Source organism: Pseudomonas alloputida (assembly GCF_021283545.2).
GTDB classification, from domain to species: Bacteria; Pseudomonadota; Gammaproteobacteria; order Pseudomonadales; family Pseudomonadaceae; genus Aquipseudomonas; species Aquipseudomonas alloputida.
On the sequence record NZ_CP128540.1, the window covers coordinates 5,801,572 to 5,817,274 of the forward strand.

Annotated in this window: 10 protein-coding genes; 1 reads left to right on the forward strand and 9 read right to left on the reverse strand. The window is 62.5% G+C overall.

Features of this window, described 5'->3' with window-relative positions; translation table 11 throughout:
- Positions 1 to 36 precede the first annotated feature (36 nt).
- The 8 genes from LU682_RS26910 to putP all read right to left on the reverse strand — a co-directional run bounded on the left by LU682_RS26910 (position 37) and on the right by putP (position 9,662).
- Positions 37 to 810, reverse strand: coding sequence for a glycosyltransferase family 2 protein (locus LU682_RS26910; protein ID WP_010955517.1), 774 nt, complete (start codon positions 808 to 810; stop codon positions 37 to 39).
- 65 nt (positions 811 to 875) lie between these two features.
- Positions 876 to 1,832 carry a glycosyltransferase family protein gene (locus tag LU682_RS26915; RefSeq protein WP_003249439.1) on the reverse strand — a complete coding sequence of 319 codons (957 nt, stop codon included), beginning with the start codon at positions 1,830 to 1,832 and terminating at the stop codon, positions 876 to 878.
- 48 nt (positions 1,833 to 1,880) lie between these two features.
- Entirely contained in the window at positions 1,881 to 3,284 is a 1,404-nt protein-coding gene (locus LU682_RS26920; RefSeq protein WP_010955518.1) for a PIG-L deacetylase family protein, read from the reverse strand.
- On the reverse strand, positions 3,281 to 4,177 hold the full coding sequence (locus LU682_RS26925; protein ID WP_010955519.1) for an antimicrobial resistance protein Mig-14: 897 nt from the start codon (positions 4,175 to 4,177) through the stop codon (positions 3,281 to 3,283). Before LU682_RS26925 ends, LU682_RS26920 begins: the two co-directional genes overlap by 4 nt.
- Complete coding sequence (locus LU682_RS26930) at positions 4,177 to 5,307, reverse strand: glycosyltransferase (RefSeq protein WP_010955520.1); 1,131 nt, start codon at positions 5,305 to 5,307, stop codon at positions 4,177 to 4,179. Before LU682_RS26930 ends, LU682_RS26925 begins: the two co-directional genes overlap by 1 nt.
- Entirely contained in the window at positions 5,291 to 7,048 is a 1,758-nt protein-coding gene (locus tag LU682_RS26935) for a carbamoyltransferase family protein (RefSeq protein WP_003249431.1), read from the reverse strand. The genes LU682_RS26930 and LU682_RS26935 overlap by 17 nt, the downstream gene beginning before the upstream one ends.
- A gap of 192 nt (positions 7,049 to 7,240) precedes the next feature.
- Positions 7,241 to 8,077, reverse strand: coding sequence for a 23S rRNA (adenine(2030)-N(6))-methyltransferase RlmJ (locus LU682_RS26940; protein ID WP_010955521.1), 837 nt, complete (start codon positions 8,075 to 8,077; stop codon positions 7,241 to 7,243).
- A 106-nt stretch (positions 8,078 to 8,183) separates the two neighbouring features.
- Positions 8,184 to 9,662: a sodium/proline symporter PutP gene (putP, locus tag LU682_RS26945; RefSeq protein ID WP_010955522.1), complete on the reverse strand. Its 1,479-nt coding sequence runs from the start codon at positions 9,660 to 9,662 to the stop codon at positions 8,184 to 8,186.
- A 355-nt stretch (positions 9,663 to 10,017) separates the two neighbouring features.
- Between putP and putA the strand changes: the two genes are divergently transcribed.
- Positions 10,018 to 13,971 carry a trifunctional transcriptional regulator/proline dehydrogenase/L-glutamate gamma-semialdehyde dehydrogenase gene (gene putA, locus LU682_RS26950; RefSeq protein ID WP_060488924.1) on the forward strand — a complete coding sequence of 1,318 codons (3,954 nt, stop codon included), beginning with the start codon at positions 10,018 to 10,020 and terminating at the stop codon, positions 13,969 to 13,971.
- A gap of 202 nt (positions 13,972 to 14,173) precedes the next feature.
- Here putA and LU682_RS26955 read toward each other — a convergent pair whose 3' ends face one another.
- Positions 14,174 to 15,421 carry an IS256 family transposase gene (locus tag LU682_RS26955; RefSeq protein ID WP_060489951.1) on the reverse strand — a complete coding sequence of 416 codons (1,248 nt, stop codon included), beginning with the start codon at positions 15,419 to 15,421 and terminating at the stop codon, positions 14,174 to 14,176.
- Positions 15,422 to 15,703 lie beyond the last annotated feature (282 nt).

A 15,703-nucleotide genomic window follows, 5' to 3' on the forward strand; every position in this document is an offset into this window, starting at 1 on the left:
GGCCCTCTCCCGCTCAAGTCAGGTGGGACAGCGACTTCATTGAACAAAAATGGTGATTCCCATGCCGATCAAGGCCCCCGCAACCAGCGTCAATGCCAGCTTCAACCGATCACGCTGACGACGCTTGGCCTTACGCTCCACTTCAATGGGCAAGGTCACGTGATTGCCGAATCCAGTGTGCAATACTGCGTCACCCTCCAAGGTGACCGCTGTCAGATTTAACTCAGCGTAGCGGCGGGAAAGCGCCTTTTCTCCAGCATAGGCGGCAAATGGCGCACAGCGCTGGTAATCGCTCAATCGGCGCAGCCCAGGGTTGAGCGAGAACGCCTGCCACTCGGCCTTGTCGGACAGCAGCGGATAGCACGGCACCCCAGCGATCACCTGGCGATCGCCCAAGTGGATGTACGGGCTGTGGATGGCCAGGTCGTGGGCATGGCTGCGCAACCAGACCTGCAAGATGTTGGGACTGACATCCAGGATGGCCTGCGAGTCTTCGACAAAGCCTTGGCGATAGAATTGCCAGTCGTCTTCGCAGTGAAAAATGTACGGCGTCTTGACCTGGCTGTAGGCCAGGTCGATAGACGGCAACTGGCCAAGTTTGGGCCGGTTGACGAACACCTTGCAGTGCGGCTTCCAGTGCGCCGGCACAGCGGCATGCACAGCATCGTCGCCAGAGTCTTCGGTGATGAATACCTCGCGAATGGGCGCGGTGTTGTAGCGATCGAAACTCTCAAGGGTGTCTTTGAGCAGATCGAACCGCCCACAACTGGTCACGACGAGCGTGACGTCACTCTCATTTGAAAAGCGCACCGGATTCCCTCCGCATTACGACTATCGGCCTTCAACAACCCGCTCCTGGGCGTGAAAGCTCTTGTTTAGATGCCCAGCTTCAGACGCAGCCGCTGCCATGCAGACAATGGCGGGTGGGGCCTGAGCGCCGGGCGCATGTGGTCGACGATGCTACGTCCAACTGCGCCGAAACTAAAACGGGAAACCGCCAGATGGCGGCCATTTTCTGCAATCTGCCGGGCTAGCTCGGGGTTCGCGCGCAAACGACGGAGCTTTTCCTGAAGGGTCGGGATGTTGTCATAGAACACCACGTTGTGCATGTCTTGCAGACCCAGCGCACGGTTCTCTTCCTCGCCTTGGTCGTATGCCAGCAACACACAGCCACAGGCCATGGCTTCGAAGTTCTTGATCATGTATTCGCCCATGCCGACATCGGCACTGACGAAGAAACGAATACGGTTAAGCGTGTTGCAGTAGTCCTCGCCCGACTTGGTACGGGTTACCAACAGGTTCTCGACCTGCCCCAACTCGTCCAGCAGTGCCTTGCGGCCGCTGTAGGCCACACTGTTGACGCTGCCGACAAAGGCCAGTTCGATATCACGCTCACGCCCTTGGTCGGCCAGCAACTGCTCGTCATAGCCCTTGGGCACGAACACCGCGTCGAAACCTTCCTGGCGCAAGCGCTCGCTGACCATGTAGCCGGAGCTGATCACCCGCGCCCATGGCAACTGGCGGTAATGAGCGCTGAACTTGCCGGTGTACTTGCACGGGATGTAGTTCTGGTAGGCGTCGTGCTCGAGAATCACCAGGTTCGGCACAGTGCGGATGAAGGCCACCTGGCGGATCTCCTGCTTGAAACGCAGGAAGAACACGATGCGGTCATAGCGCTCGACTTGCACCTCACGCTTGAAGTAACGGCGCAGGTTGCGCTGATCCTGGCTGGTCAGCCAGCGCAGGTCGCACTCGCAGTTGGCCGCGACGCCATCGTACAGGCGGTCAAGAATCGCCCGCTGTTCCTTCTGCACCAGAAATAGGACTTTCATTGCTTTCCTTGGGCGCTCTGCGCCTTCGCGGTCAACCATGGGGCGTGCTTACAGCTCACGCCGCCAGAACAGTTCGTGTCGGCGCACGGCCTTGCGGAAGAATTCGTTCTCCCCATAAGGCGATGGCTGTCGCCCGGCAAGCCAGCGTTGCAGCAGGCGGCGCAGGCGGCGCTTGAACGGTGCCGGCGGCTGCAGGTCGTGCATCATGCCCAGGGCCATCGCCTTGTCGCGCTGGATCGCGCAGTCCAGCACCAGGCTGCAGGGTGCCCAAGCCTGGGCAGCGCTCAATTGCGGCGGTAAAGCCACGCCATCGCCACTGTCGCCCATCGGCCAGCGGTCGTTATCGTGCAGGTGGTTGGCGTAGCACAGCAAGGTTTGTGGCTGCCATGCCATGCCTTGCAAGGCTTCCAATACCGCCGCCTGAGCGCAGATATGGTCCGGATGGGGGTCTAGCTGCGGGTGCGGCATCACCAGCACCTCTGGTTTGGCCAGCTCCAGCAAGGCTCGCAGGTCGGCCAGCAGGTTGTGCCAGGTGGGTGCGCCATCGCGGTCGCCCGGTAACGGGAACGGGTTGAACTGGCGGAACACGCGGATATCGGCCAGGTCGGCTTCACGTGAGGCGGCCGGCTGGTCGGGTGCTGCCTGCATGGCAGGCAGCTGCAGGCAAAAGTAGCCCAGCTGTATGCAACGCGACTCCGGCACGCCGGCCCAACGCGGCACGACGATGCTGTCCCAGGCACGCAGGCGCCCCTTCAGGCGCGCGGCCTCGGCCTTTGCCAGGCCCATCTGCTGGTAGTGCTCGGCCTCTATCTCACCGGCGGTCAGGGTCACCACCCAGCTTTCGTCGGCCCGGCTGTACAAACCATACGCGGCCAACTCGGCGTCATCGGCATGTGGCGCGATCACCATCACCCGGCGCCGCTGCAGCTCGACCGAGGGGGTTATCCACAGGCGCAACTGACCCTGCAGCCGGCAATGCCGGCCGCGCAGTCGCAACGTACCGGCCTGCAGTGGCGCAGCAAGACCCGTCAGGTTAAGGAAGCGCACGCCATCGACGCCACGCTCGAACGCTTGCCGATCGGCCTGTTCGCCAGCCAGCAGCTCGACCCGAGGGTCGAGAAAGCGCCCCAACCAGCTGCTTTTTAGCCGCAGTTCAAGCACCAGGGTTTCGTCGCCTTGCAACGTGCAATCAGCCTTGAGCCAGCCATCGTGCAGGCTGGCAGGAACCTGCTGCACCTGATCGCCGAAGTCGTAGGCATAGTCCTCACCCGGTGCATAGAACAGGTGGTCGGCAAACCAGGCCTCATGGGCAGCCCAGAGCAGCGGCAACAGCAGCAGTGGCAGCCACCACCAGCTGAAAACACCGAGGGCGACCAGCGCAACCAGGCCCGCCAGCAGCCCCAGGCGTTTGTTGCGCCGGTGGCGCTTGAGCAACTGCTGCTTGCGGCTCACGCTTGATACACCGGCACAGGGTTGCACCAGCGGTCCTTATACTCACGGTCAGCACGGCCGAACGAGAACCGCAGCGGCTTGTTGCGTGACCGGGCGTCTTCCCAGGCGGCCTGGGTATTGAGGAAGCTCAGCACGCTGCCTGGGCTGAAGGCCTTGGTTTCAGGGTCGACGCCGCCATTGATGTACTCGACGCTGATCCACTCCGGCGCTTCGACGCGGTACACCAGCTGGATGGCAATCGGCTTACCGTCCAGCAGCAACACCGAGCCGATCAGCAGCTCACGCAGGCGCTCCAACACATCGGCCATACGCTCGGCACCGGTGGCCGGGAACCCCCAGCGGCGCAGGAACAGGTCGCAATACATGCTGGCGATTTCCTGGGCACTGAAGTCGCTGATCGGGCGTACCACACCACCCGCCTCTTCCAGCAGGCGCAGTTCACGGCGCTGGTTGTAGCGGAACTTCTTCGACAGGTCTTCAGGCGCCCGGGCCATGGCCAACTGCTCCTTCTGCGCCTTGAGACCGCTGAAGCGGCCCTGGTTCAGTTCGGACAGGTAACGCATTGTATGGCGCAACGGCGCAGCGGCATCAGACGCCGCCGGCAGAATGATCTCGGCATTACCGAGGTCGAACAGGGCCTTCTTGCCAGCACGCTTCAGCACGTCCTTGGACAGCGCCAGGTGACGCCCCCAGGCCGGGATGGCGGCTTGCAGCTCGCCAGCCTGGTGCCAGCCCAGGTAACGCACCGGGATCTGTGCCAGGTCCGCCAGTTGCTCGACCACCAGCGGATGGGTGGCAACACTGCCGCCAAAGCGCGCCCACGCCTGGGCATAAGCCTTGGCATCGATAGCTTGCCAACCGCGTTCGCGGAAGGCCTGGATACGATTGAGCATCAGGCCTGCCCCACCAACGCGCGCACCTGTGGGAGTTGCCAGAAGGCCTCGCGCACCGCCTGATCAGAGAAACGCTCACCCAGGCGCTGCAGCATGTGCCTGGCACAGGCCTGGCGCTGCCCAGCGTCCAGTACGGCCATGTGCTGCAGGCCCTGGGCCAGCTGCGCGGCGTCGCCCAGCGGGAACAGCACGCCAACGCCCTCGACCACTTCGCGGGCACCGCCACAGGCCGTGGCCAACACCGGCACACCGGCAACCATCGCTTCGAGCAGGACCATGCCGAACGGCTCGTGATCGGAACTCAAAGCGAACACGTCGAACGCCTGGAAATAACGGCGCGCATCCGGTACCTGGCCAAGAAAGTCGACTTGCCCGGCAATGCCAAGTTCGGCGGCCAACGCCTTGAGCCTGGCCTCCAGACGCCCCTTGCCGAGGATTGCCAGGCGGGCGCCAGCCGGCAGCCCCGGCAGTGCCTGGGCAAAACCGCGCAACAGGGTGGCCTGATCCTTGTCCGGGTGCAGGCGCCCAACATTGCCGACGATCCACGCCTGAGCATCCAGGCCCAAGGCCTGGCGTGCGTCAGCGCGCGGCACCAGGGCTGCTTGCAGGGCGTCGATGTCGATGCGGTTGTACAGAGTCTGGATGCGTTCGGCCGGCCACTGCGGCAAGCAACGGCGCATATCGTCACGTACCGCGTCCGAAACACCCAACAGGCTCAGACGCTTGCTGAACAGGTTCGCGAACAGGCGGCGGCCTTTGCGCTGGTAGTCGCCAAAGGCATGGTGCACACCAATCACCGGCAGGCCGGTCCCCAGCAGGGCAACGTAGATCGGCTTGAAGCGGTGGGCGATGCAGAAAGCGAAATTGCGCTCGGCCGCAATGCGCCGCAATGCGCGGATGGCGCCGAGTTTCAGGCCACGCACGGCCTTGGAACTGAACTCAAGGAACAGCACCTCGTCCGACGCACAGCCAGCCGCCACCTGCGCATCGGCGGCGCCGGTGAGGAATACCGTGGTCACCTGGTACCCACGCCCCTGAAACAGGCTGGCGTACTGACGGGCGCAGTCCAGGAACGGCCCGTCATAGCCATGGCAGAACTGCAGGATGCGCGGTTCAGAGCGGCTGGTCATACGGGGCCGCGCCGTCCTTCACAACCAGGATGTCTTCCATGATCAGGTACTGCAGGTCCGAGCCGAAGAACATGTTCAGGGCATCGGTCGGCGAGCAGATCATCGGTTCACCACGACGGTTCAGCGAGGTGTTCAGCGACACACCGTTGCCAGTCAGGTCTTCCAGTGCCTTCATCATGTCGTAGTAGCGCGGGTTGTACTCGCGCTTGAGCACCTGGGCACGCGAAGTGCCGTCCTCGTGCACCACTTCCGGCACGCGGGTTTTCCACTCTTCAGCGACTTCGAAGGTGAAGGTCATGAACGGCGCGGGATGGTCGACCTTGATCATCTGCGGGGCGACAGTGTCGAGCATCGACGGGCAGAAAGGTCTCCAGCGTTCACGGAACTTGATCTGGTGGTTGATGCGGTCAGCCACGCCTTCCACGCTTGGGCAACCGATGATCGATCGGCCACCCAGGGCACGCGGCCCGAACTCCATGCGGCCCTGGAACCAGGCTACCGGGTTGCCATCGACCATGATCTGGGCGATCTGCTGCGGCATGTTCTCGAGTTTGCGCCACTTCGGCTGGTTCGGGTGACGGGCGCAGGCGGCGATCACGTCTTCGTTGGAGTACGACGGGCCGAGGTAGACGTGCTCCATCTTCTCGACCGGAACGCCACGGGCGTGGGAAACATAGGCAGCGGCGCCAACGGCAGTCCCGGCGTCGCCGGAGGCCGGCTGGACGAACAGCTCTTTCACATCCGGACGGGCGATGATCTTCTGGTTGAGCTTGACGTTCAGCGCACAGCCGCCGGCGAAGGCCAGCTTGCCGGTTTCGCGCAGGGTGTCGCCCAGGTAATGGTCGATCATCTGCAGCGCCAGTTTCTCGAACAGCGCCTGCATGCTGGCGGCGTAATGGATGTACGGCTCGTCGGCGATGTCGCCTTCGCGCTTGGGGCCCAGCCATTCGATCAGCTTTGGCGAGAAGTAGAAGCCCTTGCCCTTCTCTTTATAGCGGCGCAGGCCGATAACGTTGGCGTACTCGGTGTTGATGACCAACTCGCCGTTTTCGAAGCTGGCCAGACGCGAGAAATCATACTTGCTGGCGTCGCCATACGGCGCCATGCCCATGACCTTGAACTCGCCATCGAGCATTTCGAAGCCCAGGAACTCGGTAATGGCACCGTAAAGGCCACCCAGCGAGTCCGGGTCGAAGAACTCCTTGATCTTGTGGATCTTGCCGTTTTCGCCGTAACCAAAGAAGGTGGTGGCGTACTCGCCCTTGCCGTCAATGCCAAGGATTGCGGTTTTTTCCTTGAAACCCGAGCAATGATAAGCACTGGAAGCGTGGGCCAGGTGGTGCTCGACCGGCTCGATCTTGACCTTTTTCGGGTCGAAGCCCAGTTGCTCCAGGCACCAGACGATCTTCTTGCGATAGCGCTTGTAGCGACGGTTGCCCATTAGGATGGCATCGAGTGCACGATCCGGGGCGTACCAATAGCGCTTGGCATAGTGCCACCGCGCCTTGCCGAACAGGCTGATCGGGGCGAACGGGATGGCTACCACGTCGACGTCGGACGGCTTGATGCCTGCCTGTTCCAGGCAGAACTTCGCCGACTCGTAGGGCATGCGGTTCTTCGCATGCTTGTCACGCACGAAGCGCTCTTCTTCGGCGGCGGCAATCAGCTTGCCGTCAATGTACAGGGCCGCGGAAGGGTCATGGCTAAGGGCGCCGGACAGGCCAAGAATCGTCAATGCCAAGGGATTAGCCTCTTCATTCGGTAAAAATGCGCCAGCGGCCTCTTGGGCGGATGGCGGCTAAAGGGCGGGATTATAACGCAAACATTGGAGGCACACCGCCCCCTTGTAGGGGCGGGTTCACCCGCGAAGCAGGCAACGCGGTGGATGGCACCGGCGTAGCCGGTGTTCGCGGGCAAACCCGCGCCTACAGGCTTACTCGGCGATCAGCCAGTCCATGCGGTAACTACCGGCGGTCTGTGCCAGCTCTTTGGCCAGCCATGGCAGCAGCTCCTTGAGTTCATCCTCCAGCCCCCATGGTGGGTTGGCAATGGCCAAGCCCGAACCATTCAGGCCCTGCGGGCTGTCCTGGTGATGCACATACAGCTCGACCCGCAGCAGCTTTGGCGCGCCAGTGCTTGTCAGGTCCTGGTAGTAGCGGGTCAGCGAGCGCTGGTCCTTGATCGGGTACCAGATGGCCGCAACGGTCTGGCGCATGCGGCCGATCGCCTCTTTCATGGCCGTGGTGCAGCGTTTGAGCTCATCGGCCTGCTCGAACGGCGGGTCGATCAGCATGATCGCGCGCTTTTCCTGCACCGGCAGCAAGGCCCGCGGCACATGCCAGCCTTCACCCAGGTGCACGGTCACGCGCGGGTCTTTTTTCATGTTTTCCTTGAGGAGCGGCCCGTCTTCGGGGTGCTTTTCGTTAAGCAGGGCGCGGTCCTGCTGGCGCATCAGGCGACGGGCCAGTTCGGGCGACCCCGGGTAGTAGCGCAGCTCGCCATCGGCATTCAGGCGCTTGATGATGCGCAGGTAGTCGTCGGCCATGGCCGGCAGGTCATCGCGATTCCACAGGCGGGCTACGCCTTCCAGGTACTCGCCGGTACGGCTTGCCTGGTCGCCTTGCAGGTCGTACAGGCCGAGCCCTGCGTGGGTATCGATATAGGCGAACGGCTGCTCCTTGCGCGACATCAGGGCGATGAGGCGGGTCAGCACGATGTGTTTGAGGACGTCGGCGTGGTTGCCGGCGTGGAAGGCGTGACGATAGTTCATGGCAACTCCTGCGAAGGCGGCAAGTTTACCTTGCCTTGCAGGCGGAGTCAGGCCTGGCTGCTGATTGGCGGCACCCGCAAAGCAGGCGCCGCCAATTCAACGGGTGTTACTTGTCGGCGTGATACGCCGCATCAGCCGCTTCGAAGCGCTTGACCATCGTCTGCGAAGGGCTGCCCAGCTTGCTCACCAGAACAATGGCGATGCTGGCGAACAGGAAGCCCGGGATGATTTCGTACAACCCGAGGGTGTCGAAGTTCTTCCACAGGATCACCGTCAGCGCACCCACCACGATACCGGCCAGCGCACCGTTACGGGTCATGCCTTTCCACAGCACCGAAATCAGCACCACCGGGCCAAAGGCGGCACCGAAGCCAGCCCAGGCATAGGCCACCAGGCCCAGCACGCGGTTTTCCGGGTTGGCGGCCATGGCGATGGCGATCAGGGCCACGGCCAGCACCATCAGACGGCCGACCCACACCAGTTCGACCTGCGAAGCATTCTTGCGCAGGAAGGCTTTGTAGAAGTCTTCGGTCAGGGCACTGGAGCACACCAGCAGCTGGCAGCTCAGGGTACTCATGACTGCGGCCAGGATGGCCGACAGCAGGACACCCGCAACCCATGGGTTGAACAGGATCTTGGCCAGCTCGATGAACACACGTTCGTGGTTCTCGCTAACCGGGCCTGCCAGCTCAGGATGGGCCGAGAAGTAGGCAATGCCGAAGAAGCCAACGGCACAGGTACCCGCCAGGCACAGGATCATCCAGGTCATGGAAATGCGGCGCGCCTTGGCGATGGACTTCACCGAATCAGCGGCCATGAAGCGCGCCAGGATATGCGGCTGGCCGAAGTAACCCAGGCCCCAGCCCATCAGCGAGATGATGCCGATGAAGGTGGCACCCTTGAGCATGTCGAAGTTCGCCGGGTTCACCGCCTCGATAGCGGCGAAGGTCTGGTCGAAGCCACCGGTGGAGATCAGCACGATTACCGGGGTCAGGATCAGCGCGAAGATCATCAGCGAAGCCTGTACGGTATCGGTCCAGCTCACCGCCAGGAAGCCACCAACGAAGGTGTAGGCGATGGTCGCCGCCGCACCAGCCCACAAAGCGGTTTCGTACGACATGCCGAAGGTGCTCTCGAACAGACGGGCACCGGCCACGATGCCGGAGGCACAGTAGATGGTGAAGAACACCAGGATGACGATGGCGGAAATGATACGCAGCAGCCCGCTATTGTCTTCGAAACGGCTGGAGAAGTAGTCCGGCAGGGTCAGCGCGTCACCATTGTGTTCGGTCTGCACGCGCAGCCGGCCTGCCACGAACAGCCAGTTCAGGTAGGCACCCACTGTCAGGCCGATGGCGATCCAGGCCTCGGACAGGCCCGCGAAGTAGATGGCACCGGGCAGGCCCATCAGCAGCCAGCCACTCATGTCGGAGGCACCGGCAGACAGCGCGGTAACCACGCTACCCAGGCTGCGACCACCCAGAATGTAATCGGAAAGGTTGTTGGTAGCGCGATAGGCGGCGAAGCCGATCAGCACCATTGCTGCGATGTAGATCACGAAGGTGATCGTTAGTGGATTGCCCATGCGTGTGCCCTGGCGTTTGTTTTTATCATGCGCAACCACACCGTTGGTGGTTGCACCCAGGCGGCGAATGCTATGCAACAACGCAAAGAAGGTGCAACCATTTTTCTTTTGCAAGTTGCACCTGCCCGTGCATTTTCCGACAAAGCCCACTTCTTGCTCCTTTCGGGAGCAAAAAACCGCTTTTTCAGAATAAATCGCACCGAAAGCGCCCCTTTTCAGGGTATGGGAATAGCTGTCGGACGAGTTGCACCTTTCACACGAAAAAATCGGGTTGCACCTGGTTGCACCCGAATTGTCCTACAGATACTCTTGACGCCAGCTTAGGCCACAACCGTGGCAATAACGAGGATAAGAAATGGCGACTACCACCCTTGGGGTCAAACTCGACGACCCGACCCGTGAGCGACTCAAAGCAGCTGCGCAGTCCATCGACCGCACGCCTCACTGGTTGATCAAGCAAGCGATCTTCAATTACCTGGAGAAGCTCGAGGGTGGTGCCACCCTGACCGAACTCAACGGTCATGCCAGCAACCCGGCCGACGATGCCGGTGAAGTCCAGGCCGACCACAGCCACCAGTGCTTCCTCGAATTTGCCGAGAGCATCTTGCCGCAGTCGGTACTGCGCTCGGCGATCACCGCCGCCTACCGCCGCCCCGAGCAGGAAGTGGTGCCGATGCTGCTGGAGCAGGCGCGCCTGAGCGCGCCGCTGGCCGACGCCACCAACAAGCTGGCCGCAAGCATTGCCGAAAAACTGCGCAACCAGAAAAGCGCCGGCGGCCGTGCCGGTATCGTCCAGGGCCTGCTGCAGGAATTCTCGCTGTCGTCTCAGGAAGGCGTGGCGCTGATGTGCCTGGCCGAAGCCCTGCTGCGTATCCCCGACAAAGGTACCCGTGATGCGCTGATCCGCGACAAGATCAGTACCGGCAACTGGCAGCCGCACCTGGGCAACAGCCCGTCACTGTTCGTCAACGCCGCCACCTGGGGGCTGCTGCTGACCGGCAAGCTGGTCAGCACCCATAACGAAACCGGCCTCACCTCCTCGCTCACCCGCATCATCGGCAAGAGCGGCGAGCCGATGATCCGCAAGGGCGTCGACATGGCCATGCGCCTGATGGGTGAGCAGTTCGTCACCGGCGAGACCATTGCCGAAGCCCTGGCCAACGCCAGCCGTTTCGAGGCCAAAGGCTTCCGTTACTCCTACGACATGCTTGGCGAAGCCGCACTGACCGAGCACGACGCGCAGAAGTACCTGGCGTCCTACGAGCAGGCCATCCACTCGATCGGCAAGGCCTCGCATGGCCGTGGCATCTATGAAGGCCCAGGCATCTCGATCAAGCTGTCGGCACTGCACCCGCGCTACAGCCGGGCCCAGTACGAGCGCGTGATGGAAGAGCTGTACCCGCGCCTGCTGTCGCTGACCCTGCTGGCCAAGCAGTACGACATCGGCCTTAACATCGACGCCGAAGAAGCCGACCGCCTGGAGCTTTCGCTGGACCTGCTCGAACGCCTGTGCTTCGAGCCATCCCTGGCTGGCTGGAACGGCATCGGCTTCGTTATCCAGGCCTACCAGAAGCGCTGCCCGTACGTGATCGACTACGTCATCGATCTGGCCAAGCGCAGCCGCCACCGCCTGATGATCCGCCTGGTAAAAGGCGCCTACTGGGACAGCGAGATCAAGCGTGCCCAGGTCGAAGGCCTGGAAGGCTACCCGGTCTATACCCGCAAGGTGTACACCGACGTGTCCTACGTCGCCTGCGCCCGCAAGCTGCTGGCCGTGCCAGAAGCCATCTACCCGCAGTTCGCCACCCACAACGCCCACACCCTGTCGGCCATCTACCACATTGCCGGGCAGAACTATTACCCGGGCCAGTACGAGTTCCAGTGCCTGCACGGCATGGGCGAACCGCTGTACGAGCAAGTGGTCGGCAAGATTGCCGATGGCAAGCTGAACCGCCCGTGCCGCGTGTATGCACCGGTCGGCACCCATGAAACGCTGCTGGCCTACCTGGTGCGCCGCCTGCTGGAAAACGGCGCGAACACCTCGTTCGTCAACCGCATTGCCGACCACTCGATTTCCATCCAGGAACTGGTCGCCGACCCGGTGGCCAGCATCGAGCGCATGGGTACCCAGGAAGGCAGTATCGGCCTGCCGCACCCACGCATTCCCCTGCCGCGCGACCTGTATGGCACCGAACGGGCCAACTCGGCCGGCATCGACATGGCCAATGAACACCGCCTGGCGTCGCTGTCCTGCGCCATGCTGGCCACCGCTCACAACGACTGGAAGGCTGCCCCGCTGCTGGCCTGCGCCGCCAGCGAGAGCGCTGCCGCACCGGTGCTGAACCCGGCTGACCACCGCGACGTCGTCGGCCATGTGCAGGAGGCCACCGTTGCCGACGTTGACAACGCCATCCAGTGCGCACTGAACGCCGCGCCGATCTGGCAGGCCACCCCACCAGCCGAGCGTGCTGCCATTCTGGAGCGCACCGCCGACCTGATGGAGGCCGAGATCCAGCCGCTGATGGGCCTGCTCATCCGCGAGGCCGGCAAGACCTTCGCCAACGCCATTGCCGAAGTGCGTGAAGCCGTGGACTTCCTGCGCTACTACGCGGTGCAGGCACGTAACGACTTCAGCAACGACGCCCACCGCCCACTGGGTCCTGTGGTGTGCATCAGCCCATGGAACTTCCCGCTGGCGATCTTCACCGGCCAGGTGGCCGCAGCCCTGGCTGCCGGCAACCCGGTACTGGCCAAGCCTGCCGAGCAAACCCCACTGATCGCCGCCCAGGCCGTGCGCCTGCTGCTGGAAGCTGGCATCCCAGAAGGCGTGCTGCAGCTGCTGCCGGGCCGCGGTGAAACTGTCGGTGCCGGCCTGGTCGGAGACGAGCGCGTCAAAGGCGTGATGTTCACCGGCTCCACTGAAGTGGCCCGCCTGCTGCAGCGCAACGTCGCTGGCCGTCTGGACAACCAGGGCCGCCCGATCCCGCTGATCGCCGAAACCGGCGGCCAGAACGCGATGATCGTCGACTCCTCGGCACTGACCGAACAGGTCGTGATCGACGTGGTGTCCTCGGCCTTCGACAGTGCCGGCCAGCGTTGCTCGGCCCTGCGCGTACTGTGCTTGCAGGAAGACTCCGCCGACCGCGTAATCGAGATGCTCAAGGGCGCCATGGCTGAAAGCCGCCTGGGCTGCCCGGACCGCCTGGCCGTGGACATCGGCCCGGTGATCGATGCCGAAGCCAAAGCCGGCATCGAGAAGCACATCCAGGGCATGCGCGAGAAAGGCCGCCCGGTCTACCAAGTCGCCATTGCCGATGCTGCCGAGATCAAGCGCGGCACCTTCGTCATGCCAACCCTGATCGAGCTGGACAGCTTCGACGAGCTGAAGCGCGAAATCTTCGGCCCCGTGCTGCACGTGGTGCGCTACAACCGCCGCAATCTGGACCAGCTGATCGAGCAGATCAACAACTCCGGCTACGGCCTGACCCTCGGCGTGCACACCCGTATCGACGAGACCATCGCCAAAGTGGTGGAAACCGCCAACGCCGGCAACATGTACGTCAACCGCAACATTGTGGGTGCAGTGGTGGGCGTGCAGCCGTTCGGTGGTGAAGGCCTGTCTGGCACCGGCCCGAAAGCCGGCGGCCCGCTGTACCTCTACCGCCTGCTGTCGACCCGCCCGGCCGACGCCATTGGCCGCCACTTCCAGCAGCAGGACGGCGAAGGCACGCCGGACCGCACCCTGCACGAACAGCTGGTAAAGCCGCTGCACGGCCTGAAGGCCTGGGCCGAGAACAACCAGCTGGCCGACCTGGCCGCGCTGTGCAGCCAGTTCGCCAGCCAGTCGCAGAGCGGCATCGCCCGCCTGCTGCCAGGCCCGACCGGCGAGCGCAACAGCTACACCATTCTGCCGCGTGAGCACGTGCTGTGCCTGGCCGACAACGAAACCGACCTGCTGGCGCAGTTCGCCGCGGTACTGGCCGTTGGCAGCTCGGCGGTGTGGGTTGACGGTGAACCGGGCAAGGCCCTGCGCGCCCGCCTGCCGCGTGAGCTGCAGGCCAAGGTGAAGCTGGTCGCGGACTGGAACAAGGATGAAGTGGCGTTCGACGCCGTGATCCACCATGGCGACTCGGACCAGCTGCGCGGCGTATGCCAGCAGGTGGCCAAGCGTGCCGGGGCGATCGTTGGGGTGCACGGGCTGTCCAGCGGGGATCACCAGATTGCGCTGGAGCGCCTGGTCATCGAGCGCGCGGTGAGCGTGAACACTGCAGCGGCGGGTGGTAACGCCAGCCTGATGACCATTGGCTAATGGCTGAGGGTTGTTGAAGAAGAAGGAGAGCCTCGGCTCTCCTTTTTTATGCGTGCATGTCCTGAAGCAGGGGCTGGACTAACAGGTGCTCACCAGAACGTGGTCATGCCAACGGTGACTTGGGTGTCTTCTGTTGTTACGGAAGTGTCAGATTTTTTGTGTGCGGGCCGGTAACGGCCTGCCGTCAGGCAGGCCCTGACTTTCACCAGGTCGGCCTGATGAACCGATCTCCGTACAAAATCGCGAATTGATTCATCGCACTTTTCCAATCATGCGCCGCTGAGCCCCAGTTTGCCGTGATGTTTCGCAGCCCCAGCCAGATCAGCTTGGTAGCTGCGTCATCGTTCGGGAAATGGCCTCGGGTCTTGATGATCTTGCGCAGCTGGGCATTGATACTCTCGATGGCGTTGGTGGTGTAGATCACTTTCCGGATGGCTGGTGGGAAGACAAAGAAGGGAATCACTCGATCCCAGGCGCGTCTCCAGGCCGCAACGACCGTTGGATACTGCTTGCCCCAGGGCCCGTTTTCAAACTCATCGAGTGCCTGCTCAGCCGCTTCGGCGTTGATGGCCTGGTAGATCGGCTTGAGCGCCTTGGCCAGTGCCCGCCGCTTGTCCCAGGCTGCAAAGTCCAGGCTGTTGCGGATCAGGTGCACGATGCACGTCTGCAGAGTCGTCTCTGGAAACACGGCGCTGAGAGCCTCTGGCATGCCTTTGAGGCCATCGGTCACGGCAATCAGCACATCCTCGACACCACGTGTCTTGAGATCGTTAAAGACCTTCATCCAGAACTTCGCACCCTCGGTGTTCTCGATCCAGATGCCCAAGATATCGCGCGTCCCGTCGGGTAGAACGCCCAGCGCCAAGTAAATGGCCTTGTTGCGCACCAAGCCTTCTTCGCGGATCTTCACCCGCAGTGCATCGAAGAAAATGACCGGGTACATGGGCTCTAGTGGCCGCTGCTGCCACGCGCCAATTTCTTCCATGACCTCGTCTGTCACAGAGCTGATGAAGTCGGGTGAGACCTCTGTTCCATACTGCTCGGACAGAAAGGCTCGGATCTCTCTGACCGTCATGCCACGGGCGTACATGGCGATGATCTTGTCATCGAAACCGGTGTACCGCCGCTCATGCTTGGGGATGAGAATGGGCGCAAAACTGCCGTCTCGGTCACGAGGAATTTCCAGCCGCAGCGGGCCATCGCCGGTCAAAACCGTCTTGCCACTCTTGCCGTTACGCTGGTTGGTTTCATCCTCTGGGCGCTGCGCGCCCGGCGGATAACCCAGGTGGTGGCCAAGTTCGGCGTGCAGAGCGCGTTCGATCAAGGCCTTCTTGAACGCCGCAGAGGCATCCTCGATAGCCTCTGCGGTCATCAGGCCCTCACCGAACTGCTCCAGCAGCTCTTTGGGGATTTTGGGCAGGTCACGCAAGGGTTTCTTTTTGGTTGGCATACATGCACCTCTTACTCATGTTATGCCCGAACACAAAATTTCTGACACCCTCGTTGTTACCGTTTATCCCCTGGAAATTCTCGGCTGCCTGGGCCGGTCCTTTCGCGGGTAAACCCGCCCCTATACACATGCACAGGCCGTCGTGTAGGAGCGGGTTCACCCGCGAAGAGGCCGGACCTGCTGGCCAATTTCTACCCGCCGTTCACTGTTGCCGCCACCACCGTATTAAGGCAAGTGGAAGCGCGGGTTGGATCGGGGACTATCCGGAGCTCCCCTCAGACA

Excerpts from the sequence above, each read along its gene's own strand:
- LU682_RS26955 (WP_060489951.1), bottom strand. The coding sequence starts at position 15,421 with ATGCCAACCAAAAAGAAACCCTTGCGTGACCTGCCCAAAATCCCCAAA.
- putP (WP_010955522.1), bottom strand. The coding sequence starts at position 9,662 with ATGGGCAATCCACTAACGATCACCTTCGTGATCTACATCGCAGCAATG.
- LU682_RS26925 (WP_010955519.1), bottom strand. The coding sequence starts at position 4,177 with ATGCTCAATCGTATCCAGGCCTTCCGCGAACGCGGTTGGCAAGCTATC.
- LU682_RS26940 (WP_010955521.1), bottom strand. The coding sequence starts at position 8,077 with ATGAACTATCGTCACGCCTTCCACGCCGGCAACCACGCCGACGTCCTC.
- LU682_RS26915 (WP_003249439.1), bottom strand. The coding sequence starts at position 1,832 with ATGAAAGTCCTATTTCTGGTGCAGAAGGAACAGCGGGCGATTCTTGAC.
- putA (WP_060488924.1), top strand. The coding sequence starts at position 10,018 with ATGGCGACTACCACCCTTGGGGTCAAACTCGACGACCCGACCCGTGAG.
- LU682_RS26930 (WP_010955520.1), bottom strand. The coding sequence starts at position 5,307 with ATGACCAGCCGCTCTGAACCGCGCATCCTGCAGTTCTGCCATGGCTAT.